This is a genomic window from Aliivibrio sp. 1S175 (genome assembly GCF_001690985.1).
Classification (GTDB): Bacteria; Pseudomonadota; Gammaproteobacteria; order Enterobacterales; family Vibrionaceae; genus Aliivibrio.
On record NZ_MAJS01000008.1, the window covers coordinates 1 to 26,387 of the forward strand.

20 protein-coding genes are annotated in these 26,387 nt (G+C 38.2%); 12 read left to right on the forward strand and 8 right to left on the reverse strand.

The window, feature by feature from the left end:
* A partial coding sequence (locus A6E06_RS04365) for a retention module-containing protein (RefSeq protein ID WP_141676888.1) occupies window positions 1–2,128 on the reverse strand: 2,128 nt, incomplete at its 3' end.
* Between the two features lie 224 nt (window positions 2,129–2,352).
* On the opposite strand from A6E06_RS04365, the gene A6E06_RS04370 reads away from it, so the two are divergent.
* On the forward strand, window positions 2,353–2,703 hold the full coding sequence (locus tag A6E06_RS04370) for a DUF2750 domain-containing protein (RefSeq protein ID WP_065592860.1): 351 nt from the start codon (window positions 2,353–2,355) through the stop codon (window positions 2,701–2,703).
* Window positions 2,704–2,768: 65 nt separating this feature from the next.
* Here A6E06_RS04370 and glpT read toward each other — a convergent pair whose 3' ends face one another.
* Window positions 2,769–4,130, reverse strand: coding sequence for a glycerol-3-phosphate transporter (gene glpT, locus A6E06_RS04375; protein WP_065592859.1), 1,362 nt, complete (start codon window positions 4,128–4,130; stop codon window positions 2,769–2,771).
* A gap of 330 nt (window positions 4,131–4,460) precedes the next feature.
* Between glpT and A6E06_RS04380 the strand changes: the two genes are divergently transcribed.
* On the forward strand, window positions 4,461–5,555 hold the full coding sequence (locus A6E06_RS04380; protein ID WP_065592858.1) for a YdcF family protein: 1,095 nt from the start codon (window positions 4,461–4,463) through the stop codon (window positions 5,553–5,555).
* Between the two features lie 76 nt (window positions 5,556–5,631).
* On the opposite strand, the gene A6E06_RS04385 is transcribed toward A6E06_RS04380, so the two are convergent.
* Window positions 5,632–7,536, reverse strand: a complete 1,905-nt coding sequence (locus A6E06_RS04385; RefSeq protein ID WP_065592857.1) for a bifunctional UDP-sugar hydrolase/5'-nucleotidase — start codon at window positions 7,534–7,536, stop codon at window positions 5,632–5,634.
* An 864-nt stretch (window positions 7,537–8,400) separates the two neighbouring features.
* Between A6E06_RS04385 and A6E06_RS04390 the strand changes: the two genes are divergently transcribed.
* From A6E06_RS04390 to A6E06_RS04400, 3 genes are all read left to right on the forward strand, one after another.
* On the forward strand, window positions 8,401–9,597 hold the full coding sequence (locus A6E06_RS04390; protein ID WP_044583280.1) for an alanine--glyoxylate aminotransferase family protein: 1,197 nt from the start codon (window positions 8,401–8,403) through the stop codon (window positions 9,595–9,597).
* Window positions 9,598–10,371, forward strand: coding sequence for a CDP-alcohol phosphatidyltransferase family protein (locus tag A6E06_RS04395; RefSeq protein WP_065592856.1), 774 nt, complete (start codon window positions 9,598–9,600; stop codon window positions 10,369–10,371).
* Between the two features lie 75 nt (window positions 10,372–10,446).
* The gene (locus A6E06_RS04400; protein ID WP_065592855.1) at window positions 10,447–11,193 is read left to right on the forward strand and encodes a sugar phosphate nucleotidyltransferase; all 747 of its coding nucleotides are present in this window, start codon (window positions 10,447–10,449) and stop codon (window positions 11,191–11,193) included.
* A 129-nt stretch (window positions 11,194–11,322) separates the two neighbouring features.
* Here A6E06_RS04400 and A6E06_RS04405 read toward each other — a convergent pair whose 3' ends face one another.
* Complete coding sequence (locus tag A6E06_RS04405; protein WP_065592854.1) at window positions 11,323–11,964, reverse strand: thiopurine S-methyltransferase; 642 nt, start codon at window positions 11,962–11,964, stop codon at window positions 11,323–11,325.
* 255 nt (window positions 11,965–12,219) lie between these two features.
* Between A6E06_RS04405 and A6E06_RS04410 the strand changes: the two genes are divergently transcribed.
* Window positions 12,220–13,590 carry an L-cystine transporter gene (locus A6E06_RS04410; RefSeq protein ID WP_065592853.1) on the forward strand — a complete coding sequence of 457 codons (1,371 nt, stop codon included), beginning with the start codon at window positions 12,220–12,222 and terminating at the stop codon, window positions 13,588–13,590.
* A gap of 484 nt (window positions 13,591–14,074) precedes the next feature.
* On the opposite strand, the gene A6E06_RS04415 is transcribed toward A6E06_RS04410, so the two are convergent.
* Both A6E06_RS04415 and A6E06_RS04420 read right to left on the reverse strand, forming a co-directional pair.
* On the reverse strand, window positions 14,075–14,605 hold the full coding sequence (locus A6E06_RS04415; protein ID WP_065592852.1) for a 3'-5' exonuclease: 531 nt from the start codon (window positions 14,603–14,605) through the stop codon (window positions 14,075–14,077).
* Between the two features lie 92 nt (window positions 14,606–14,697).
* Window positions 14,698–16,215, reverse strand: a complete 1,518-nt coding sequence (locus tag A6E06_RS04420; RefSeq protein ID WP_065592851.1) for a sensor domain-containing diguanylate cyclase — start codon at window positions 16,213–16,215, stop codon at window positions 14,698–14,700.
* Between the two features lie 249 nt (window positions 16,216–16,464).
* Between A6E06_RS04420 and A6E06_RS04425 the strand changes: the two genes are divergently transcribed.
* From A6E06_RS04425 to A6E06_RS04440, 4 genes are all read left to right on the forward strand, one after another.
* Window positions 16,465–17,097 (forward strand): DUF2760 domain-containing protein, encoded by a 633-nt coding sequence (locus A6E06_RS04425; protein WP_065592850.1) that lies wholly within the window; start codon window positions 16,465–16,467, stop codon window positions 17,095–17,097.
* Window positions 17,097–18,917 carry an Hsp70 family protein gene (locus tag A6E06_RS04430; protein ID WP_065592849.1) on the forward strand — a complete coding sequence of 607 codons (1,821 nt, stop codon included), beginning with the start codon at window positions 17,097–17,099 and terminating at the stop codon, window positions 18,915–18,917. The genes A6E06_RS04425 and A6E06_RS04430 overlap by 1 nt, the downstream gene beginning before the upstream one ends.
* Window positions 18,918–19,073: 156 nt before the next feature.
* Window positions 19,074–21,890, forward strand: a complete 2,817-nt coding sequence (locus tag A6E06_RS04435) for an Hsp70 family protein (RefSeq protein ID WP_065592848.1) — start codon at window positions 19,074–19,076, stop codon at window positions 21,888–21,890.
* A gap of 119 nt (window positions 21,891–22,009) precedes the next feature.
* Window positions 22,010–22,312: a hypothetical protein gene (locus tag A6E06_RS04440; RefSeq protein WP_065592847.1), complete on the forward strand. Its 303-nt coding sequence runs from the start codon at window positions 22,010–22,012 to the stop codon at window positions 22,310–22,312.
* A 70-nt stretch (window positions 22,313–22,382) separates the two neighbouring features.
* Here the strand turns inward: A6E06_RS04440 and A6E06_RS04445 are convergent, their stop codons facing one another.
* Complete coding sequence (locus tag A6E06_RS04445; RefSeq protein ID WP_065592846.1) at window positions 22,383–22,856, reverse strand: DUF2947 domain-containing protein; 474 nt, start codon at window positions 22,854–22,856, stop codon at window positions 22,383–22,385.
* 245 nt (window positions 22,857–23,101) lie between these two features.
* On the opposite strand from A6E06_RS04445, the gene A6E06_RS04450 reads away from it, so the two are divergent.
* Complete coding sequence (locus A6E06_RS04450; RefSeq protein ID WP_065592845.1) at window positions 23,102–24,253, forward strand: DUF1887 family protein; 1,152 nt, start codon at window positions 23,102–23,104, stop codon at window positions 24,251–24,253.
* A 140-nt stretch (window positions 24,254–24,393) separates the two neighbouring features.
* On the opposite strand, the gene udp is transcribed toward A6E06_RS04450, so the two are convergent.
* Window positions 24,394–25,152 carry a uridine phosphorylase gene (udp, locus tag A6E06_RS04455; RefSeq protein WP_065592844.1) on the reverse strand — a complete coding sequence of 253 codons (759 nt, stop codon included), beginning with the start codon at window positions 25,150–25,152 and terminating at the stop codon, window positions 24,394–24,396.
* A 368-nt stretch (window positions 25,153–25,520) separates the two neighbouring features.
* Here udp and A6E06_RS04460 point away from each other — a divergent pair.
* The coding region (locus A6E06_RS04460; protein ID WP_218066030.1) for a VCBS domain-containing protein at window positions 25,521–26,387 on the forward strand (867 nt) is incomplete at its 3' end.

Genomic DNA, 26,387 nt, shown 5'->3' on the forward strand with positions numbered 1-26,387 from the left:
CGGTGACGGTATGTGTTACGCTTCCACCGTTGCCATCATCCGCAACGATGTCAAAGGTTTCAGTTTTGACTTCACCATTAGAAATGGCTTGCGTTCCCGCCAAGGTATTGTCTAGCGTATAGGTCCATTTGCCCGTCGCATCCACGGCCAATGAGCCAAAGACACCTGCACCATCGGTTACGTTCCATGATACAGAATCATTTGCATCAGCATCTGTTGCAATTAACTCCCCAGTAGCACTTCCCAACACATCCTCAACAACAGAACCAGTATCTGAACCACTAATAACAGGTCCATCGTTTGAACCAGTGACTGTAATTGTGACATCTTGAAGATCTGTACCGCCGTGATTATCAGCTACTTCAACCTTGTATATAATATCTAGCGTTTCACCCACACCCAATGCGATAACCGCAGTAGAAGATGAATTAAGATTAAACGTCCATTTACCAGAAGAATCTACAGAGAACGTACCAAGATCATCATTTGAATTCGGTTGAACTGTCCACGTATGAGTATCTAATGTATCGACATCTTCAAAAACTAAATCGCCGGTCGCACTTTCTGTGGCTCTGTGCTCAACCGCACCAGCAATAACAGAGGTATCCGAAATGACAGGATCATCATTTGTTCCTGTTACGTCGACAGTAATAGTATGAGTGACCTTTCCACCATTACCATCATCAGCAATCACCTCAAACGTTTCTGTTTGAGTTTCACCTTGAGATAAAGCTTGAGTCGCTGATAAATTATTATCAATACTATAAACCCACTTACCATCACTATTGATAACAAGTGAACCATACGTACCTAAACTTGGTTCTGTCACAGACCACGATACTAAATCTCCAGCATCGGCATCGACAGCGATTAATTGCCCATCAGCAGAATCAATTAAATCTTCCACCACTCGGCCAGAACTAGTACCACTAATGACTGGTTCATCATTCGTACCATTAATAGTAATAACGACTTCTTGTTGAGCAATTCCCCCATTACCATCATCAACTTGAATGGTAAATGTTTCAGTAACAACATCGTCCTTACCCAGAGCTTGAGTCTCATCTCTTGAGTTATCTAAGGTGTATTCCCACACACCATTATTTATGGTTAATACACCATACGTTGCATTACCACCTTCAACAATTGTCCAAGTATGTGTATCTAATGTATCTACATCTGCAACCGTTAATGTGTCACTTACCGTTGGGTCAGTATCATCAACATCTCCCTCAGTCAGATCGCCAACAGAAATACCAGAAATAATAGGGTCATCATTAGTACCAACAATGGTTACAGTAACTTGTTGCGACGAGGTAAGGTTCCCACCAGCAGATACTGATACCTCAAACACATCAGTAATAATTTGACCATTTGCTAAAGATTGCACTGAAAGCGCACTGTTATTTAACGTGTATTCCCATTCACCCGTTGTTGGATTTAGAGAAAGTGCTCCAAATTCACTGGTTGAGTTACCACTAATAGACCAAGTATAACTAAGATTGTTTTGCGGATTAATAACTGCAAGTTGCCCCTCAGACTCAAGTACATCATCTTCTTTTGTTATACCCGTATTATTTGCTGTAATAATAGGTATCGCAGGTACATCATTTGCATTATTACCACTTAAATTATCGATATCTTCTTGGTTATCATAAGAAAATCCGTTAGATGTTGTGAAATTTGTCGTTGCTATCGATGAGTAATACGCATAATCAATAACAACAAAGCCACTATTAGCAGAACCACCACTCGTACCCGCAGCTGACGCTTCAAATATTTCTGTTGGATCTTCCCCTGCTAAAATAGAATCTTGGAGTGCTGCAATATCTAGGTCATCTGTCGATTGCGTTGGATCGAGTGTAATATCACCGTTTATTTGTTGCATTTTTAATGGCTGAGTCGTATTAGTTTCATCAAGACAGCTCATGCAATTTCTATCAACCGTAACTAGTTTTCCATTGATTTGAACAACTACTTTTGCATCATATGCAGTAAACAATACTGAATCACGATCAATGTTTTGACCAACAGCTACTTTTGTTGGTACACCGTCTTTATTCAGTGAATAAGCTTCACCTTCTATTGTTTTTATTTCTACTTGAGAAGGTATATTTGTTTCTTTCATATAATCACCTAAATCCATCTAATCGCATCAACAAATTAGCTTTTCATTTCGTATTTTAAGCATAGGATAAAAAGTGTTCGAATACACAATTTAAGCCAATGGTTAATTTGTTGTTATAAAATTATTAATTGATAACTTTATAACATAATTTTTTCCAAATTTAAGTATCATAATCCGCATAATCCTTTATTATTCACCATGTTTATTTTAATCGAGACATCATCATGAGCAAATTAACGTCAGATACTCAAGCAAACCTAGACCTTTTCATTGCTGAAACCAAAGAAACACAGCTAGTTTGGAGTCTTTATAACGAAGAAGGTTGGATCTCTGTTGAATCAACTGAATTTGAAAACTCTGAAGTAATGCCGTTCTGGTCTAATAAAGAAGACGCCGCATTTCACAATGTTGAAGAATGGGCTGATTTTGAAGTAACTGAAATTCCACTGGACATCTTCGCTGAAGACTGGCTAGTTACGTTATCTGAAGATGGTGTTTTAGTTGGTACAAACTGGAACCAACAACTTGACGGTAAAGAAGTTGAAGCTACTGAGCTTGTAAAACTTTATCTATAAGATTTCATCTTAAATACGAAATATTAAGGGCTGTAATTATTACAGCCCTTTTTTGTATTTCCTAATTACATTGCAGCTTGTTCTTTCTCTTTTGCTTTATGGTGTGCCTTTTCACCTAAGAAAGCATAAAACAAACATACAATAGACAAGACACAAGAAGCCACTAAGATCATGAAGCCACCATCCCAACCAAAGTGGTCAACGGTGTATCCTAAGATAATGTTTGCCGTTACTGCCCCACCAAGATAGCCAAATAATCCAGTTAATCCCGCTGCTGTACCCGCTGCTTTTTTAGGAACAAGCTCAAGAGCATAAAGACCAATAAGCATAACAGGGCCATAAATTAAGAAGCCAATCGAAACCAAAGCAATCATATCGATTGTCGGGTTACCAGCAGGGTTAAACCAGTAAACTAATACTGCAATGGTAACTAAAAACATAAATAAAATACCTGCAGGGGCTCGACGCCCTTTAAATACTTTATCTGATATCCAACCACACAATAGCGTGCCAGGTATACCTGCCCACTCATATAAGAAATACGCCCACGATGATTTATCCACCGTGAAGTCTTTTGCTTCTTTTAAATACACTGGAGCCCAATCAAGAACACCATAACGAATTAGGTATACAAAGGCATTAGCAATCGCAATCGACCAAAGTAACTTATTATTAAATACGTATTTAAAGAAGATTTCTTTTGCCGTCATCTCTGTTTCATGAGACTTATCATAATCATCTGGGTAATCATTTTTGTATTCTTCAATCGCAGGAAGACCACAAGATTGAGGAGTATCGCGCAGAGTCATCCACACAAATACAGCAACTAACGTGGCAAAAATTGCAGGAACATAAAATGCTGAGCGCCAATCATCGTTAAAAGCCCAAAGACCTAATAAGAAAAGAGGACCAATCAAACCGCCCCCCACATTATGTGCAACGTTCCAGACAGAAACTAGCTCACCACGCTCTTTACGCGACCACCAATGCACCATTGTTCGCCCACAAGCAGGCCAACCCATACCTTGAAACCAACCGTTCAAAAATAACAGAATGAACATAGCCGTAATACTTTCTGTTGCCCATGGCATAAAGCCGAAACAAAACATAACGGCTGCAGACATTAATAAGCCTGCACTTAAAAAATACCGAGGGTTAGATCGGTCAGATACACTGCCCATTAAGAACTTTGAAAGACCATAAGCAATAGATACCGCAGCCAATGCGACACCCAGATCACCACGACTGAAACCTTGATCAATTAAATATGGCATTGCCAAACTGAAGTTCTTACGAACAAGATAGTAACCAGCATAACCAACAAAAATACTGATAAACAATTGCCAACGTAAACGCGTATAAGTGCCATCTATCTGATTGGAAGCCAGACGTGTTATATGCGCTTGGGGTTTAAATATACCAAACATAGTTAACTCCATTATTATTTGCGATGGTATCAATAAAGCTCGAACGAAAAACAAAAGCACTCGTTCGAAAGCGAGTGCATTGTCCTTTTCTAAGAGAGATAATTCTGTGATCAATTTAGCAAGTTAATGAATTACAGTTATTTATATGAAATACTAGCCATTAATACAGTATTTTAATAATCTCAATATATACTTTAAAAAAATAATTGGGATGCTCGTTCACACTTTATAAATAATCAAAAATATACAAAAGAAACACGATGTCATTCACAGCACCTCCATTTTATAGGACATAGAATAGGCTTATTCTGTACTACACTTGGAATCATTATGAAACGCACACTCTTAACCCTTTCTTTGGCGGCTATCCTTTCTAGCTCTTTTTACTCAGCGCCAAGCATTGCTGCATTAGATGCGGTTCAACCACAGATTAATTACACAGAGATGACCTCTCAGCGTCAGGTTGTTGAACAATTACTTAATGATGCTTACCAAACCTTTAAAAATCCATCACGCATCTCTCATGCAGGCTTTACGGCAAAAATGCCAAGTAACATGGAGATGATCACTAACAATTTACTTGATGCTTATAAACTTGAACCTTATCGTGTCGATTTACTGTTTTCTGCTGCTAACGCTCAGATCTATAACAGCAATGTAGACCGAGCGATTGAACTATTTACTCAAATTTTAGATGTGGCTCCTGATGATGTAGATGCACACTCATACCTTGTTATTTGGCAAAACTTTAAAGGCAATAAAAACGAAGTAACCAAACATTTAAACGCTCTAGAACAGCTAAATAAAGGTCGTGTGGCTGATTTGAAAAAGATCATGTCGACCATTGATAGAATCATTGAGACTCCATTAAGTAATACAATCAAAAAACCAGCCAAAGGTAATAACGCAATCATCACCCTAGGATATGCTTTAAACCCAGATGGCAGCATGAACGATATCTTAATTGATCGATTAAATGCAACGCTAACGATGGCGAAGAAGAACCCTAACACTTACATCGTAGTGACTGGCGGCGTACCTAAAAATCACAAAACCGAAGGTAAGTTAATGTCCGATTGGTTAGTGAAAAATGGAATTGATAAATCTCGTATTATTGAGGATAACTATGCCAGAAGTACGGTAGAAAATGCCTTATACAGCAGCTATGCATTAGCTCGTCATGATATTGACCACGCGACCATTATTAGTTCAGCAAGCCATGTTCGTCGTGGCCAAGCATTATTTGAAGTCGCTAGTTGGCAGACGGGTCCTAAAGGGATCACGTTTGATACGTATGCAGCTAACGATCGTCCATTAGAAGAATTGAAAGTCCCGACAGATGGGGAGCTATTAGGCATTTACCGTGATGCATTACGTGTTTATGGAATGTGGAGTTACCGCTCGTATCCTTTAGAGCAGCGTTAATTTCATTTACTTGCTATATAAAAAATAAACAAAAGGTGACCAATCAACATGGCCACCTTTTTCGTTCATAGCACCTTTAATTCAGCGCCTTTACTATTACCATATCACGATGAATTCGTGCTTTTTCTGCTTCTGTTGTTGCCGTTTTTAGCTCTTTTTCAAGCTTGCTTAGATAAGTAGTTAATTCTTCTTCCGTTGAAAAGATCTTATCTTTCACATTAATAAACTCAACATTGGTATAACGGCCATCATCACTGGTTGGGACATTAATTTCTCCACTGTTCACTAACTCTTTTATGATTTCACGCTCTTTTTCATAACCATCAAGACCGCTTAGTGCCCAACGGCTCATTGGTTTGCCTTCGTATTTACCATTTTTCACTTCATTTAAGTATCGAATGGTTAAGTTACGAATCGTCCCTTCATCCTCACCAAATTCTTCTTCGCTATCAAATAACACAGGGAAAACTCGTCCTTCAAGTACACCACCCGCTTTGGTTAAATGCCCCATTCGGTAGCTATTCATTCCGATTCTTATTGGTGTTGTATCCGTAATTACTTTACCATCATCGAACCCAAGATTCGTGATACGTTGGCCTGCAGGTTTCGTCAGATCAATGGTATAAGTTACCCCGGCAAAGAAGTCATTGGTTGAATATTTTGATGAGCGACGATCAAGATTGAAACTGTAAGTCACATCCCCTTCTTTTACGCTATTGAAATAACCTGCCGACCATTCCATGTAAGTTTTCAGATCTTTACCCGTCATATCATAAACAGTAATTTCACCGCCTGCGTATTGATAATTATAGGCAATGTCTTTAGCTTTGATTTTACCTACATTGAGTTCTGCCATGTCATTATCAATTTGCAGAGCAATCACGTTTGCCAATGGTGCGTAATGCATACTCGCTTCTTGGAAAAGAGCGCTGATCCCCGTATCTTGGATATGAACTTGTGGTATACCTATGATTTCATTCTCTGGTACTAAATCAACACCAAGTAATTCAGCCACCACACGGTTTGCATTCTCTCGTAAACGCTTATGATACGGTGCGTATAACTCTTCCATTTTCTCGTCTGACTCAACACCTTTTATCTTGTAGGTGAAGCTGTCTTTATTGACGAGAGTAAACTGTCCATTCTTCTCTTCAAATTGTAAATCAATACGAGAAAGCGCACGACCGTATTTATCAGGTTCGGTAATAATCACGCCATTCACTGTCGCTTTATCTATACGCATATGCATGTGACCAGCAACAATTGCATCAATCTCCGGATTATCATTAGCAATATCACGTACCCCCGTGGCTTTGATATTGTTCTCATTATCAAGTCCCATATGAGCAACTAATACAATCGCATCAACTTTATCGTCTATTTGTTGAATTACCTTTTTAACTTCTAATGAGGGATTAGTAAACGTCATTCCATCCAATCGATTTGTGCCTTCTGAAAACACTTGCGTCATTGGCGTATCCATACCAATCACACCAATCTTAATACCTTCTTTTTCAATGATTTTATACGCGGGTAAAAACGGATTACCATCTTTACGCTTAATATTTCCTGCCAGTGGCGTACCTTTAAATTGCGACAGAGAACGATTAAGCACCGTTAATCCAAAATCAAATTCGTGATTACCCATCACCCAAGCATCGTAGTTCATTTCATTAAAACCAAGCATCATTGGATCTGTCGGTTCATCTTTAAAGGTTTCAACAAAGTTACCTTGAATCGTATCACCAGCATCAACCAAAATGACGTTGTCTTGTTGCTCTCGAATGGCTTTCACTTTAGTTGCTATTTGGCTCAAGCTTCCTTTCATATTTAGCTTATCGCTAGCGTAGTCCCAAGGCATGAAATGTCCGTGAATATCTGATGTACCAAGAATAGTTACATCAATAAGATCGCCATCAGCAGCCATCGTATAACCCGTTAAAGAAAATAAAATGGCAGAAGCCAGTATGTGTTTTTTCATGATTATCATTATTTATCTGTAGGGAGGATTAAAAAGCATAAAGGCATCCCCTATTATATAAATGATGAATGATCACATTTTTATGTAACGCTGTTTTAATATTACAAAATTTATGATGAGTGACGCTTTTATATAAGAAGAATCATTTTAGTAGCCAACCATATCTTCTATCACTTGAATAGATAACTCTTCATCTAGTAAAGATAATGAATGAACAAGTCTAAGTGCTGGCACCAAACGGTCTATTTATCTTTGTATCTAAGTTTAGCGTTCAGTGTTACTATCCGCTGCTAGCAGATTCCTAACCTATAATCTGCTTAACCTACAATTCAAAACATTTAATGACACTCCGCTTACTTTAGCGCCATACAGTGAATTTAAATGGATTATGTACCTAGCCACTTCAACAAGACACTTCTCGCTAGCTCGTGATAATGAAAAGAGCGGACGACAATTCTATAGATAGATTGTTGCCTCTATTTCAGATTTTTCCTTTCTAAATTTAGTATGTCTATATTACGTTAGTATCAGGCAATCCAATTGCTTTTCTTGGACCAACTGGCGCGAATAAATTTCATGTTAAATGAATGCTGCCCCGCACTTTTGGCCTAGTCCAAAATGCAAAGCAACGTATTCATCCGTAACATTGATCTGAATGTTGACAACTAGATAGACAATCGAATGATTGCCTACACTTTATGATCAACATAAAACCAGAAACCAATTTATTCTCGAAAATATTAATTTGTTGTTTATCTAACGGAAGAAAAATGCATCACCTTTTGCATCTTCAATAAGCGCTAAACATAATTAACATTACCGATAATATCAACATAACTGTTGTCGTTATCTGGAGATATTGCATTGAATAAATATTTATTATTAACCCCAGGTCCGGTCAACGTAGCTAACAATGTTCGAATGGCGATTGCTAAAGAAGACATTTGTCATCGCGAAGTTGATTTTGATTTACTGTTAGCAGGTATTGAACAAAAGTTGCTTAACGTCTTTGAAATAAAAGCCGTTGATGATTATAGAGCGGTTGTTATTACCGGCTCTGGAACCGCAGCGAATGAAGCTATGCTTTCATCCGTTGTTGGTGACAAAAAAATTCTTGTTCTTTCTAACGGAGAGTTTGGGGATCGTTTACATGAAATATCTAAAATCCACAATCAGAACACTTCTGTACTTGAATTTCCATGGGGACAGAGCTTAGATATTAATATTATTTCTGATTATTTAGAGCACAATTCTATTGATGTAATAGCAATGGTTCATCATGAAACAAGCTCAGGTATTCTCAATTCTTTAGAGCAAATTGGCACACTAGCAAAAATACATAATGCCAAATTCATCGTCGATTGTGTCAGCAGCGCTGGTGCTGAAGCCATCGATGTGAAACGAAATAATATCGATTTCTTCTCAAGTTCAAGCTCTAAAGCCTTAGGCTCATACCCTGGTTTATCATTCGTTATAGGTAAAACCACTGAATTCGAAAAGTTAAAAAATTATCCGATAAAAACGGCATACCTGAATTTATATAAATTTTATACTTTCCTTAAAACCGTATCACAAACACCTAACACACCTGCTGTACCATTATTTTTTGCACTTGATCAAGCATTAAGCAACATACTCGAACAAGGGGTAGCAAATCGCTACGCAGACCTACGAAGTAAAGCGAATTTTTTACGCAGCGGTATGCAAAAACTAGGATTCAATTTTTTACTCCATGAACGTGATATGTGCTCAATATTAACCTCAGTTTATGTACCTGCGGATATTGACGTAGATGTGCTTCGCCAAAAACTTCGAGATAAATCCATTATTATTTATGAGGGTAAAGGATGCTTTAAACATAAAGTATTTCAAGTAGGCAATATTGGAGAGATTTCTTTTGAAGATATTCAATTCTTCTTAGATATACAAAAAGAAATCTTACAAAGCAGCAATATACTCGAAAGTCATAAGCTAATTTCATTGCCAAAAATACGTCCTTTAATCAATAAAACGAAATCCATATTAACCCCTTCTCCATTAGTTGCTGTGAGCATAGTATAAATGAATATTTCAAATGAAAAATTAACCAAATTATGGGCAACTAAAAATAAGGACGACGAATGGTGGTCATCTTTTGTGACTTCACCATTAGCTATTTTTGCTAATTATTTTGTCGTTGATATTAAGTGGTTAACCCCAAATATTATTACTTTACTGTCATTTCTAGTTGCTCTCGTTTCAGTCGCGCTTATTGTTATTGGTGGCCACATTAACTTTGTTATCGCTGCTTTTTTAATACAATTTAGTCATACACTTGATTGCATGGATGGTCAGATGGCGCGCTTTCGTAAAACCAGTTCTCCTACTGGCAGTTACTATGACAAATTGACAGATCACCTTCAAGTAGCGCTTTGGTTCGGCGCTGTAGGTTATGCAGCTTACGATCAAACACAAAGTATAACGCCTCTATTGTTAGCCTTCGCCGGAGTCACTTTCTATTCTTTACGTGGCTATTCAAAATATATGTTCCTTTACACAAAAATGCAGAATGATTCTGACCAACTAAAGCAAATACCCGCCAAAGACACAACCGAACCAACGATTGAAAAAGCGGGTATAAGTTTCAGCACAGCAGAGAATCTTCGTTGGTTTTTCAACGAACAACGCAAAATTGTATTTTTCAATGAAGGCGTATTTATCTTTATGTTATCCGCAGCATTAATCTTCAATGTCTTAACGCCGATGTTAATTCTATTTGCTCTCAGTCAGTTTATTTATGCCATAAAACGAAGTTTGAGCCAAATAGCGCAATTGAAAGAACAAAATCAAAACTAGAGTGATTCACGTTTAACCAAACGATCTCATCTCCTTTTTATTTTAAAGCACCACTTCTATAGAGCAAACTCACCAATGAATAAAAATAACTCACCAATGAAAGCCATCATTCTAGCTGCAGGCGTCGGGTCAAGAATCAGACCGCTAACTGATAATTGCCCTAAAAGCCTTTTAAAGGTTGAAGGTAAACCTATTTTAGAAATGATGATCACAAACATACTACATTGTGGCATTTCTGAAGTAATCATTGTATTAGGCTATTTACAAGATCAGATAAAAGCGTTTGTTAACGATACTTTCCCTGATTTAAATGTGACTTACATTGTTAATGAAAACTATGAAAGCACGAATACTGGCTATTCATTAATGCTGACTGAAAAATACGTCGGAAATTCAGGTTTTATTAAGTTTGATGCCGATGTGGTTTTTGACAACGATATTCTGCGTAACCTTATCAAAAACAATCATGAAAATTGCCTCTGCTTTGACAAAAACATTCAGTTAGACGCCGAAGAAGTTAAGGTCATACTAACCGATGATAACCGTGTACTAAAAGCAAACAAATCAGTAAACCCGGTAGAAGCTATTGGCGAATCTATTGGTATTGAGAAAATTTCTAGCTCAACAGCTATTACGCTTTTTTCTGAATTAAAACTCATGATGGAAGACGAAAAAAATCATCAAGAATATTATGAAGAAGCTTACGATCGTCTTATTGAAAAACACGTTCCTTTTTACGGATTAGATATTACGGGTTTGAAATGGATTGAGATTGATACGTTAGAAGACTTTAGTGAAGCGGCTACGATTTATCGAAAGTAACTAATAATAAAACTATAAATGCATTCTCAATTAACTCATAAATATTGAAATGCACTCATGGTACTCAATAAAAAAGCCGTCAAATTAATCATCTGACGGCTTTTTTATTGTTCAAAAATTTTTCGTTTTCTAACTCTTAATCAACCACACTTCTTCAGCAAAGCGAGTTAATCCTTTTTTAATTCTAGGATGATCTGTACCTGCTTCATCACGTTGTAGTTTTGTGATGCTCATACCTGAAAATAACGAACGTACTTCATCCTCTGGTACTGAGAAAGGAGGTCCTGACATTTCATTTTGGTCGTAATCTAATGTCACTAACAAGATACGGCCTCCCTCTTTTAAACGAGAGCGTAATACTTGTACATACTCTTCACGCATCTCTTTAGGTAGAGCGACTAATGCTGCACGATCATAAATCAGATCGGTTGCTTCAATCGGCGCGGTAAAGTAATCACCAGAATAAATAGTAAATTCATCAAACTCATACAACTCAAGACTGCTAGTTAATGCAGTAACCGTTGGCGTATATAAGCGCTCAGCAAAAAAAGCACGTACGGCTATTTTACTTAGCTCAACTCCCGTTACTGAGTTATGCTTTTCAGCAAGCCAATCTAAATCCATCGACTTTCCACATAAAGGAACAAAAACACTCTCATTACGGTTTGGTTTTAATGCTGACCAATATTGAGTCAAAACTGGGTTAATATCCGATAGGTGAAAACCAATAACGTTACTTGCCCATTTCTTTTCCCAAAATTCATGATCCATTTTATTTTCCTTTATCGTTACCTTTATTATTTAGAAATGGTAACTCATCCCCTAATTCTGTTCTACAAATACTCAACTTGGCATCAAATCGTCTTATCTATAACCTAAAATGTAATCTATATTCCATTTAGTTATATATGATAACTTTTATCACTTATCTTAAGCCTAGGCTTACCGTTATTATGCCTTTAAATACAAAGAGCTTGTTTCAAATCGACACAATAACGAGCGCACTAAATAAACAGGAAAAGCAGTATGTCATTAGCCGTTATCATCAATTTGATCGTCTTTATCGGTCTTATCTTCTTTCTTAATACCCAACAGCGCAAAGAATACACGCTGTCTCGCCTTGTTCTTATCGGCTTAATTGCGGGTAGTCTTTATGGTTTAGGTCTTCACATTATCCACGGTGAAGGCAGTGCTGTAATGAAGACGACGCTTGATTGGGTTAATATTGTTGGCAGTGGTTATGTTGGGCTACTAAAAATGGTTATCATGCCATTAGTGTTAGTCTCGATGTTTTCCGCAGTAGTTAAACTAGATAAATCAGGCTCTTTAGGTAAGATTAGTGGCGTGACTATTAGCGTATTGTTAATCACAACAATGATCTCTGCTCTTATTGGTATTGCTGTAACTCACACCTTTGGCTTAACGGCTGAAGGGTTAACTGAAGGCGCGCGTGAAACCGCTCGTGTTGCAGTATTAGAATCTCGCATTAGCAGTGTTAGCGACCTAACTATTCCTCAAATGCTTGTCAGCTTTATTCCTACAAATCCATTTGCTGATTTAACAGGTACTCGCTCAACGTCTATTATTGCGGTAGTAATCTTCGCTATTCTTGCTGGTATCGCGGCTCGAAAAGTAAGCCAAGAGAAAGAAGAGTTAGCAGGCCCAATTAATACATTTGTTGATGTTGCCCAATCAATTGTAATGCGTTTGGTTAAGATGATCATGGCTTTAACCCCTTACGGTATCTTAGCGCTATTAACTAAAGTTGTTGCGACATCAAATGCTGCCGATATTTTAAATCTACTTGGGTTCATCGTTGCTTCTTACGTCGCTATTCTTCTGATGTTTATGGTTCACGGTTTATTGGTTTCTTTTGTTGGTGTGAATCCGATTGATTACTTCAAGAAAATTTGGCCTGTATTGACGTTTGCATTCAGCTCTCGTAGCTCAGCAGCAACAATCCCACTAAACGTTGAAGCTCAAATTACTAAGCTACGAGTTCCACCAGCGATTGCGAATTTATCTGCTACATTTGGTGCGACGATTGGCCAAAATGGGTGTGCAGGCATCTACCCTGCAATGCTAGCGGTAATGGTTGCTCCAACAATGGGGATCCCTATTGATGCTCACTTTATTCTGTCTTTAGTTGCCATTATCACAGTAAGTTCATTTGGTATTGCAGGTGTCGGCGGCGGCGCAACATTCGCAGCATTAATCGTTCTTCCTGCAATGGGATTGCCTGTAACTATTGCCGCTCTACTTATTTCTATCGAACCGCTTATTGATATGGCTCGTACTGCTCTTAACGTTAGTGGCGCAATGACAGCGGGTACAATTACAAGTCGAGTTCTTGGTGAAAAAAGCACTGATGAACAAGTAGAAAACGCACAAGCGTAATCTTCTATCAGTAATTAACTAGTTATAAAACAAAAAGGAAGTCGTTTGGCTTCCTTTTTTGATTCATAAAACTGACATGCCCTCATAACCTCGCCATCACTCATGCATATTTTTACCTTATTATAGCCAAGTATCGTCCTCTGTTTTATTGCCCTTTCATTACTTAGTAGTCGCGACATTGATCGTGTAGGAGAATAAATTTAGATTAGAAAAACTAATCTTAAAAAACAATTTTACTTGCTAGAAATATTAAAAAAATTATTTATAATGCGCGCCATACAGAGACGAAATACCTCGTCCTATAATCAAATTAAAAGGTGACGCTGCTATGGCTAAAAAAATCATAACTAAAATCGCAACTGCTTATCAGCGTTCATTTGTTGAGTTATATAAACGCGATAATAAATAAATTCTTTTGCATTAAATAAAAAAGGAGCTAATCAGCTCCTTTTTTAATGTTTAACATATTTTAATTAGCAAATAATTATAAGATTTTCAATGCTAATTGAGCAAGGTTATAAGCATCGACATAGCCAGAATGTTGTCTACCTTCCCATTCAATATCAAGTTCTTCCATTGCTTTACGTTGCCCCATTCTGTCATTCTTCTTGCGAGACCGAATACGATAAATCGTTGCTAAATTAATGAACTCTACAAATGGGAAATCAATTCCTTTTGCCTCGCATTCAGATTTCAAAATCAGTTCATCATGACCCCAAGCTGCATAAATTTTATTTGTGCCACCAAAGTTCTTAATCATTGATTTTAGAACGCCCTTTAAAGGTCGGCCTTGCTTCTCTATCTTACGCGGGGTTATCCCCGTTAACTCGACACAAAAAAGTGAAATCTCGTCGACTTCCGGTTTGACATAATATTGAGCTCGTCTAACCACTTCGCCAGTCTGTAGGTCTATCTCAGCTAATCCGACTTCAATGATCTCTCCTGTTCTGCCTTTGCCGTTCTCATTCCAGCAACACATTTCCAAATCAAAACAGACGATACGATTAAAGTTCATGGTGATCCTTTGGTGACTCAATATTTATTAGACAGGCATTCTACCCAATCAAAAGCACTTACGCGAGAGTCTGTTATTTGTTTGCCGAAAAATCAGCCACGAACCGTCACTTGATTCCTTCCTCGCTCTTTGCTGTAGTACAAAGCTTGGTCTGCTAATTTTAGTAATACCTCTTTAGCTTCCCCTTTCCAAAGAACAGCACCTAAACTAATGGTTTGTTCAATGATAAGATTTGATGTTAACGTTGGAGACTCTTCTATTACTTGATGAATATTTGTTGCTACTAGTGATAAATGCGCCAAGTCTTTTATTTCAAGAATAACCGCAAATTCATCCCCCCCTAAACGTATTATTGATGCTGAGTCAGCTAAAAGATCCGACATTAATTTAGTCATGTGCAGTAACACAGCGTCACCTTCAGGGTGACCATAGGTATCATTAATGTCTTTAAAATTATCAATATCAAAACAAATTAACGCAAAAGATTTTTTCTCATCAATACATTGGTTCAATACTGTCGTCATTGAACGACGATTCAATAAACCAGTAAGGTCATCATGCATAGCCATGTAACGTAACTCTTCTGTTCTAACTTCCAATAGCCTCTCAATGCGCTTTTTGTCACGAGTTACCATATACGTTATCACAGCAACTAAAGTGGATAATATAATGCCACCAATAAACATCCATAATAAGCTTAGTCGCTGACTGTCACTAATGTAATGCTTACTCTTATATTCAATATTCCATACTCTGTTTTCTATTTTGATATCATTTGACAAGATCAAACCATTAAACTCATCCCAATTTGAACTCTGAAACATGACAGGATCATCTTCAGCATCAAAACCAGTATCGCAAATCTTAATAACGGCGGATTGACCCAAAGAGGTTGATGCTACTAACTTATCAAAATAGTTGGCTACCCTAAGTCCCCCAATCATGATCCCCTTTAATGTTTTTTGATCCGCTGTGAATACTGGGTGATAAACTAACATTCCCGTTTTAGGCGCGCCAGACACTAAGCTATCTTGTAAAAGTCGAACTTTATCGGAGATACTTGGATTTTTAGTACGAATTGCCTCATCTAATACTCTTTTGAACCGCTCTCTGGAAGAATAAAAACCGAGTACGCTAAGGTTTTTTTCATCTCTTGGATAAATATCCGTCGCAACATAAATTGGTTCGTGGTTTTTAAATACATAACCGTATTTTTTAGGTTTATTTTTAGGCACCGTAAAAATAGCAAAAGAGGGGAAAACCTGCTGAACCTCTTTAATATGTTGTTCAATATCTTGTTCTTCAACTTTCTGCATCCATTGAAGAGAAATTAGACTGTCAGATCGAGAAATTAGCGAGTTTGCAAAAAGAGGAAATTGTTGCCAGTCTTGTTTTGAGCCTGATTGATAAAAGTCTGCACCTGCACCAATAAAATCAATATCCTTCTCAATGAGTAAAGACAATAGAATCGACTGGCGTTCAGTCTCTTTACTAAAAATCTTCTGGTTAGCCTCTACATTTGAGTCATAAACAAAACGCATGCATAACAAACTTAGAGTCATCGCCAATATAAAGCTGGCTATTATATGAATAGAACTATTCTTAAACACTTGTCACCTCAAACATTTGTAACGCCCTTATATTCTAATCAAAAATAGCAAATAGCGAAACAAAATCGCTCTTGAACAAAAGCTTGCTCTCAAAATCATTTGAATCTGTTTAAAATAACATCAATCGGTATCACATAGCCTTTCTTCACTCGGTTCTTTTTCTCTCTTATCCCTTGAATATGCTACTATTGACCACAACTTAGTTAAAAACGTTCGGTGCATTGCACCCTAGAAAATAGAGAAAGAATTATGAATTTTGACTTAAATACCATTCCTTCTACCTTTGATTTAGGCCACATTGTCCTGTTTGGCACATCGGCATTATTTGCTCTTTTATATGCAACTAAAAAAGGCAAAAATGTAGAAGTTGAAAAAATTGTTGAAATTGAAAAAGAAAAAATTATTGAGAAACCAGTTGAGAAAATTGTAGAAATCGAAAAAATCATTGAAGTAGAAAAGATCATTGAAAAAATCATTGAAGTAGAGCCAAAAGTAAAAGCAACGACCCCAGAATCTGCTCTACAATTATTGTCTCTTCTACAAAAAGAAGCGCGCTTCATCGACTTTATGCAAGAAGATTTAAAAGGCTTTGCTGATGCAGAAGTTGGCGCAGCCGCTCGTGTTATTCATGACGGTGGCCAAAAAGTATTATCTGAATACTTCACACTTGTTCCTGTACGTACTGAAGAAGAGGAATCTCGCTTATCTATTCCTGCTGGGTTCAATCCATCAGAAGTACGCTTAACCGGTAACGTTGTTGGCGAAGCGCCATTTAACGGCACATTAATTCACCGTGGTTGGAAAGTAGCAGAAGTTAAGCTTCCTAAATTAGCTGACGGTTATGATGCGACTATTGTTGCACCAGCAGAGGTAGAACTGTAATGGAACAAGCACAATTTAGTATCGGTATCGATTTAGGCACAACACATTGTGTTCTTTCTTATGTTGATTTACATAATGAAGACGCAAGTGTTCAAGTCATGCCAATTCCACAATTAACGGCACCAGGACAAGTAGAAGAGAAATCTCAACTGCCTTCATTTATGTACCAAGCACACGAAGCAGAATTGCTTGAAGGTGATACAAGCCTTCCTTGGACTACTAAGCCAAACGCAATTGTGGGTAACATTGCTCGCAACCTTGGTAGTAAAACCCCTATTCGTTTAATTGCTAGTGCTAAAAGCTGGTTATGCCACGGAGGTGTTAATCGTCGTGACGCTTTCTTACCATTAAATAGCCCTGAAGAAGTGATCAAAGCATCACCTCTTGAAGTCACTAAGCGTTATTTAGAGCATCTTCAAAATGCATGGGATTTTCAAAACCCTGAGCATCCTCTAAATGAACAAGACATAACGATTACTGTGCCTGCATCATTTGACCCTGCAGCACGTGATTTAACGGCAGAAGCGGCAAATAATCTTGGTTTCCGTAACCTTACGTTATTAGAAGAACCACAAGCTGCAGTTTATAGCTGGATTAAAAATAACGGTGACTCTTGGCGTGACCAAGTATCCATTGGCGATGTGATCCTTGTGGTCGATATCGGTGGTGGTACTACCGATTTATCTTTAGTTGCTGTGACTGAAGAGGAAGGAAACTTGAGCCTAAACCGTGTTGCGGTTGGCGATCATATTCTCCTTGGTGGCGACAACATGGATTTGGCTCTGGCTTATCGTTTAAAAATGAAGCTAGCGCAAGAAGGTAAGCAACTTCAACCTTGGCAAATCCAAGTAATGACTCATGCATGTCGTGATGCAAAAGAAGCATTGCTTAACGATTCAGAACTGCGTGCAGTTCCAATCGTGGTTCCTAGCCGTGGGTCTAAATTGTTAGGTGGCACACTGCAAACAGAATTGACTCAAGAAGAAGTACAACAAACACTGGTTGAAGGCTTCTTCCCTGTTGTTCCTGTTACTGAACACCCAGTTCAATCTGCTCGTGGCGCACTGACTCAAATGGGCCTGCCTTATGCACAAGATGCAGCAGTAACGCGTCATCTTGCAAGCTTCTTAACTCGCCAACAAGCAGCAACTGATGAAGTATTTGGTCAACAAAACGAAGCTGATTTCATTAAGCCTACAGCGATTCTGTTAAATGGTGGCGTTCTAAAATCAACTCTACTTGCAGATCGATTACTGGGTATTATTAATGATTGGTTAATTGACGCAGAAGCAGAAGATGCAAAACTACTTGAAGGGTTAGACCTTGACTTAGCGGTTGCTTCTGGTGCGTCTTACTACGGTTCTGTTCGCACAGGTAAAGGCGTTCGTATCCGTGGTGGTATCGCATCAAGCTATTACGTAGGTATCGAAAGCTCTATGCCTGCCATCCCAGGAATGGAACCACCAATGGAAGCATTGTGTGTAGCACCATTCGGAATGGAAGAAGGCTCTCATGTTGATGTTCCTAGCCAACAATTTGGCTTAGTGATTGGTCAACCTGTGCAATTTAAGTTTTACGGTTCAACCACTCGTCGTGATGATCAAGCAGGCACACACCTTGATTTCTGGATGCCAGAAGAACTAGAAGAGCTACCCGCAATTCAAGTTACTCTGCCAGTTACCGAAGGTCGTTCAGCCGGTGAAGTGGTTCCTGTTCGCCTTGCTTCAAAAGTAACTGAATTAGGTACACTATATCTTGAAGCCATTGCTACCGATAGCGGTGAAAAATGGCACGTTGAATTTAGTGTTCGTGAAGCATAATTTGAACATTATTCTTCGCTAATCGCTTCTTTAAGAGTTCAGTCACCGTTATGGTTGCTGAACTCTTTTACTATATACACTTTGTTTCTTTATCGCTGTCGCTTTCTATCTTTACAGAAATGATGTCACTATAAGACTAAGTCACGTTGGAGTTTTATGAGTTATTCTAATCGCTATTTAATTGGTATCGATCTTGGTACTACCCATACCGTTGTTGCTTATACTGATCTGTCTCTTGGCATTGAAACCAGTCCAATTGAAATCTTCAATATTGACCAATTAATTGGCCCAGGTGAAGTTGCTCGTAAACCCCTACTGCCTTCTTTTCGATACCATGCATCACAAAGCCAAATCAGTGACAACGATTTAACTCTGCCTTGGAATATAAAAGCGATTGATGGCGAAATAAAGAACGCAATCATTGGTGAATGGGCGCGAGAATTAGGCTCAAAAGTCGAAGGCCGCCAAGTTGTCAGCGCTAAGAGTTGGCTCTCTCACACAAAAGTCGATCGTACCTCTGATATTCTGCCTTGGGCTGGAGCTGAAGATGTTGAGAAGGTCTCTCCTATTGTTGCCAGTGCCAGTTATTTAAACCACGTTCGTCAGTCTTGGAATTACCACCACCCAGATGCACCAATGGAGCTGCAAGAAGTTGTCGTAACTGTACCTGCTTCTTTTGATGAAAGTGCTCGTTCATTTACCATTCAAGCCGCAAAACTGGCAGGCCTTGATAAGATCATTTTATTAGAAGAGCCTCAAGCCGTATGTTATGACTGGTATCACCACCATCAAGATACAGCAAAAGATATCCTAAAGAACGTACCATTAATGGTAGTGTGCGATGTAGGCGGCGGTACAACGGACTTAAGCTTGATCCAAGCGCGGTTTGATAAAGATGAATTATCTCTTGATCGTATCGGTGTAGGCGACCACTTAATGTTAGGCGGTGATAACATCGATCTCGCATTAGCGCACTTAGCTGAACAGCGTTTAGATAGCAGTAAAAAAATGACCGCTGCGGCGTTAACAAAATTAATTCAACAAACGCGTAAAACCAAAGAGCGCTTACTCTCTGCCAATGCTCCTGATTCAGGCCATATCACTCTTCTTGGATCGGGCTCTAAACTATTAGGTGGAAGTCGCAAGGTCGAACTAAGTAAAGAAGAAGTTCACAGTATTGCATTAGATGGTTTTTTACCATTAACAGAGTTTAATGACCGTCCAAATCAACGTCAATCCGCCGTGGTTGAATTTGGCCTGCCCTACGCATCCGATCCTGCTATTAGTAAACATTTAGCACAATTCTTAGATAATCATAAAGAAGTGTCGATGAAGGCTCTAGGCTGGGATCAATCTGATCTCGCAGATCATCACGATCGCGCAATCCCTATCGGCTTATTATTAAACGGGGGCGTCTTTAATAGCCCACTTCTTGCTAACCGCTCCGTTGAATTATTAAGCCACTGGAAAGGTGACCCTGTAACTCAACTATCTAACCCCCATCCAGATTTATCTGTTGCTTATGGTGCTGTTGCTTATGGTAAAGCACGTCATGGTGCACAACTAAAGATTGGAGGAGGTTCTGCTCGTTCGTTCTATTTACAATTAGAAGAAAAAAACAAACAGCCCCAAGGTTTATGCTTGTTAGCTAAAGGCAGTGATGAAGGCGAAGAAATTCGAATGACAAGTCGCCGCTTCTCTTTAACATTAGGTGAACCAGTCCGATTCAACCTACTTTCAACGACTAAAGACCAACTGGCTACCTCAGGTATGATCACTGAATTATCAGATCCAAGTTTTGTTAGCTTACCACCTTATGTCGTCACACTTGAATCAAGCAAAGCCAAAGATGAATTACACGCCAATCAAAAAGATCGCGTTGAAGTGACTTTGGCTTGCCAATTTACTGAAGTCGGTACAATTAAGATTGAATGCGTTTCAATAGAAGACGACTCTCAACGTTGGTTAGTTGAATTTGAAGTCCGTAACCAAGCTTCAAATAAGAGTGCCAATCTTGCAGAGCAAATCTCTTTGCCCCCTCGTCTCCCTAATGCAATTGTAAATATTAAAGAGGCTTACGGTGGCAGTAAGCAAAATCCAAACGCCATTAAAGCTTTCTCTAAAAATATTGAGAAGTTAATTGGTAAACGTGAATCATGGGATTTAATTACTTCTCGTGAACTAGCAACTGCATTATTAGACAGTAAAAAACGCCGCCGTCGTTCAGATAAGCATGAACAGAACTGGTTGAAAATGACGGGGTTCGCACTGCGTCCCGGCTTTGGTTATCCTGCCGATGAGTGGAAAATCAGCCAAGCGTGGGAAACTTACCAACAAGGTATCCAGTTTGAATCAAAACAATCTTGGAATGATTGGTGGACATTCTGGCGTCGGATCTCAGGTGGATTAAATCAAGAACAACAAGAAACCATTTTGGGTGACATTGCAAAATACTTACACCCGGGTTCTTTACGCAATCCAAAAACATTAGAAGATGCAACCAACAAAAGCTATGAAGCCATGGTTCGTCTTTCTGCTGCATTAGAACACCTAGATGTTGAAGATAAAACATTACTGTCTACATGGATGCTAGGGCATGCCAAAAATGGCAACCAAGCTCAAGTTCATTGGTGGGCATTAGGTCGAATTTGTTCTCGTTCACCTTTCTATGGCAGTCAACATAACTTAATTCCGGCAAGCCAAGTTTCCCAATGGATACCAATTCTATTAGAGCAAGATTGGAAAGAACAACCAATGGCAGGTTTTGCTACAGTAATGATGGCTAGATTAACTGGTGACAGAACATTAGATGTTTCCGATGAGTTACGTGAAGATATCATCAATAAATTGAAAAAAAGTCGCTCTCCACAAAGTTGGATTGATTTAGTGTCAAACCAACAGGCGTTAACCGAAGCGGATTCAAAACGCCTCTTTGGAGATGCCCTACCGGCTGGATTACGTTTGTTGAATTAATATCATAACTGACTAAATTTACACCATTATTGTCAGAGCTTCGCAAACATAAAAAAATTGCCTTCAAAAAGTGTTTGAAATGCGTATACTAAATTGGACACAATTCAAAGGTAACTCTAATGATCCATATCGTAATTTTAGCGGCTATGGTGTTACTTTATTTTATTGGTTGGTATCGCTTCGGTACTCGAGAGTTACGCAATGCAGCTAAAAGGTTCAGTGAATTAATTCCTGCTCCTCAAGAGCTAGTTATTGAATGGATTATGTATAACAAACAGATATTGGATATCAATGAGTTTCAAAGGTTTATTATCCATTTAAATAGAGCAAACACTGAAGATTTAAAACCAGAACTAGATAGCTTTTCACATTATCTTGAAATACATGCTCCAGAGTATGTGATTTCAAGGATTCATTCTTAACGCTGTCACTCATCGATAAAAAAGGCTCATAGTTAATCACTATGAGCCTTTTTATTTTTCCTTTATGAAATTAACTTCTTGAACCTAACTTCACTTTACCTTTTGAATTAAACCACAATGACTGTGATTTCTTCTTACCAATTAAGATTGGTAAGTCATCATAGAATAAGAAGTTTTTCCACGCTTGTTTAAACGTACCCCATGATGTCTCGATAACATTATATTTTTCATAACAGAAATAAATTGTTACGTCATCAGCCCAATCAATAAACGCTAACACTTCTTCAGGTAATGATTCGTTATCACTGTCCCAACGGTGCTGCCAATCGATTTCATTACTCCATGTGCTTTTTTTCATTGGCCATTCTTTTGAGCCAAAATGATCAGCAGTAGGGCTATTTGCACTAATAAAATCATTCCAAACTTGAGCAGATTTTGCTTGAGTGAATGGCTTTATTAATGGCAACAATTCACCATCAACTGGCATTGATTGATGAGTAAAAATCCATTTGCGATTGTATTCATCTAAAGGTAAGTAGCTCATAGTTTATTCTGTCTTTAAGGCATGTGGCACTATTCTATCGTCTTTTTTTATTAAGCCCAAATAAGAATATTTAATTATGGGTTGATTTTTATCATGTAACCCCTCATTACATTAGTATTGAATAAGAAACTTATACTGATCGCACAAAATAGTCCGATTACTCTTATTCAGCATAACTATAATTATTTGATTACACATGCCTTCCGTTTCTATTTATGTGTAATCACTATTACAAGGATTATTAAATGATTACGCATGTTGGCATAATAGATCAAGACCCCGTACGTCTTATTACCCCCTTACTCGATCTCTCTGTAAAAGGAGAACACATGATTTTCATTGGTGATGAAAATCAAAAAGATATGTTTCATCGATTAGAAAAGATTTTACAATACAAAGGTATATCATCTGATTTTTATGAGATCCCAAATATTGTTGATATTCATTTAATTAAAGAATCATTACAAACATTAGCTATCACTATTAAAGACAAATTCAGTGAAGTTAAATTAAACGCTAGTTGTGGTCTTCGACACCGTCTTCTTTCTGCCTATGAAGTGTTTCGTTCATACCATTGGCCAATTTTTGTTGTCGAACCTTTCAGCGATAAATTATGCTGGGTTTATCCTGATGGTCGTAACCAAAAACACGTTGCTGATAACATTAAATTAAGTGATTACCTTGCTATTTTTGGTGCTCGTTGTGAATTTTCTGAAACTGAATTACCAGAAAATATGGATAAACGTCTGCGAGAGCTATGTCAACGTTGGGCAAGTAATGCACTAGAATTAGGCCCAGGTTTAGCCACATTGAATTATCTAGCAACCACATGCCGTAAAGAACAACGTTTGGATGTTGAAGTAACTGAAAAACAACAAAGCTATAAAGAACTAAATATGCTGCTAAACGACTTGGTAGAAACCGGTCTAGCTAAATATGACAACGGTGTATTAACCTTTGATTGTGAAGAAGCGCGCCGATTAGCTAACGGAGAATGGTTAGAAATTCTGGTTCATAATACGGTCGTTGATATTCAACAATACTTACCTACTCTGCAAGACCATTCATTAAATGTACAAGTTCACCGTGAAATAGGAACGAAAGACGTTCGTAATGAGCTTGATGTGGTTAGCATAGTAAATAACAAGCTGCATATCATTGAATGTAAGACCAAAGGCATGCGAGATGATGGCGATGATACACTTTATAAATTAGAGTCGTTACGTGACCTTTTGGGCGGCCTGCAAGCACGAGCTATGTTGGTTAGCTTCCGTCCCCTACGTAATAATGACATTATGCGAGCACAAGATTTAGGCTTAGCGATCATTGGTCCTGATGAATTGGGCGATCTTAAAAAACACCTTCTAAATTGGTTCTTAGCAGCTGGCGGTCATTAATAATTGTCACGAATACATTGCTATTTAAATAACAAAAAATACAAGTAATTCGGTCTTTTTATTATTTATTTTACTACAAAAAAATGCCGCTCATTCATTACGAATCAGCGGCATTTTTATGTTTCTTTTCACTCTTCTATTTATAGAAGATTACGAGCCGCTTCAATAACAACTTTGATTGAACGTGCTTCTGTTTCTTTTAGTGTTGCGTGATCTGGGATCTCTTTTTGAGTACGGTTGATAATAACACCAGCAACACAACCCGCACGTAAACCTGAGCTTGCGCACATTGTTAATAACGTTGCTGATTCCATTTCAAAGTTAAGCACACCCATGTCTTGCCACTCTTGCATAGAGCCTTGGAAACGCTTAACAACACGACCTGAGAACGTATCGTAACGTTCTTGACCTGGGTAGAAAGTATCACTTGATGCTGTAACACCTGTGTGAACAGTTGCACCTTGGTCAACAACCGCTTTACGCATTGCTGTTGCAACATCAAAGTCAGCAACGGCTGGGAATTCCATTGGAGCAAAATGTAAACTCGCACCATCTAAACGAACTGAACCTGTCGTTACAATCATATCACCTACATTTACATGCGGTTGGATTGCACCTGTAGTCCCAACACGTAAGAAGGTACGCACACCCAATTGAGCTAACTCTTCAACAGCAATAGATGTTGACGGACCACCGATACCAGTAGAACAAACAACAATTTTTTTGCCTTCTAATTCTGCTAGATAAACAGTGTATTCACGGTGACTTGCTAAAAACTTAGGATTTTCCATTTGTTCTGCGATTTTCTGAACACGTGCTGGATCACCAGGGATGATCGCCATTTCTGCACCTTGAAGATCTGCTTGTGTTACGCCTAAATGGAATACTGCTGCTGTCATGGTTAACTCCTTGCGATTGTAGGGTCGCGTTAATTAAATAGTTATATTTGATTCGATGAAGTTACTTTACCCAAACGGTTGAGGCATTAGTGTGATTAAGATCCCGAAAGGAATGATGATAAATTACACTCTTGCACAGAAAACCGATTGGCATCACAAAAATTGAGAGTTTTGGTTAACTTACACTCAAGATTAACGCGACTTATATGACCTTACAATCATTTCAAATTGAATCGGTATAATTGATAGCACTATCTTTTATTGAAACTGGAGCTCACCTCTAAATAATTATTAACCTTAGTATTGGCTTTTTTGCCTTCTATATCCTTAACTTATAATAAGTTATATATTGTGTACTGAGGCCATGGATGAATAAGCAGTCAGATAAAGCAAACTCAAATAATAAAGCTAAATCATTTTCAGATCCGGGAAAAGAAAAATCACCGATTAAAAAGAAAAAAAATAAAAGCCAACGTTATTTAGCTAGTAGGCTCTCTCTTTACCCTCAATTGATGCTAATTTTGCCAAGTTTTTCTTTTTCTAAAACACTTACACTAGAAGAATTCGCCGACGAAAAAAACTCAAATATAGAAAGCGATACATTAGAAGAGTCAAATCCTCATCACAATGAATCACTCATTACATTTTTAGATCCTATTGCTGAAAACAAAATGAGCAATATTCAACCTATTCATGATGATACGAACGAGCGCACACCAGTAATAACGCCAAGCGCACGAAGTAGCTCTCATTTAGCTTCGCACGCAATAACTCCCATTGGAATTCTTCCTACGCCAGTGCAAAACCATACAATTAACCAAGCTCCTGCTATATTGGTCACTCCCCCTACGACATTAAACACACCTCCACCACAACACTCACAGCAGCAAGCTGTTATTTCAGGAAAAGACTCTGCGACAACAACCGAAGATGTGACAACTCATGTTTCCGGAAAGCTGACAATAATAGACTTTGATCGTGGTGAGGCTCATTTTTCAAATACTGATATTATCGGCACACTCGGTACGCTTCACCTTACTGACAATGGCGCATGGACGTACGATTTAAACAACACTAACCCAACGGTTCAAGCATTAGGTAAAGGCTCGACAGCTACTGATACTATCACCGTTCATTCTGCCGATGGTACCCCTCATCAAGTAACTATCACGGTTAATGGCACTAATGATAACGCGGTGATTGGCGGTTCAAATACTGGCGCAGTAACAGAAGAA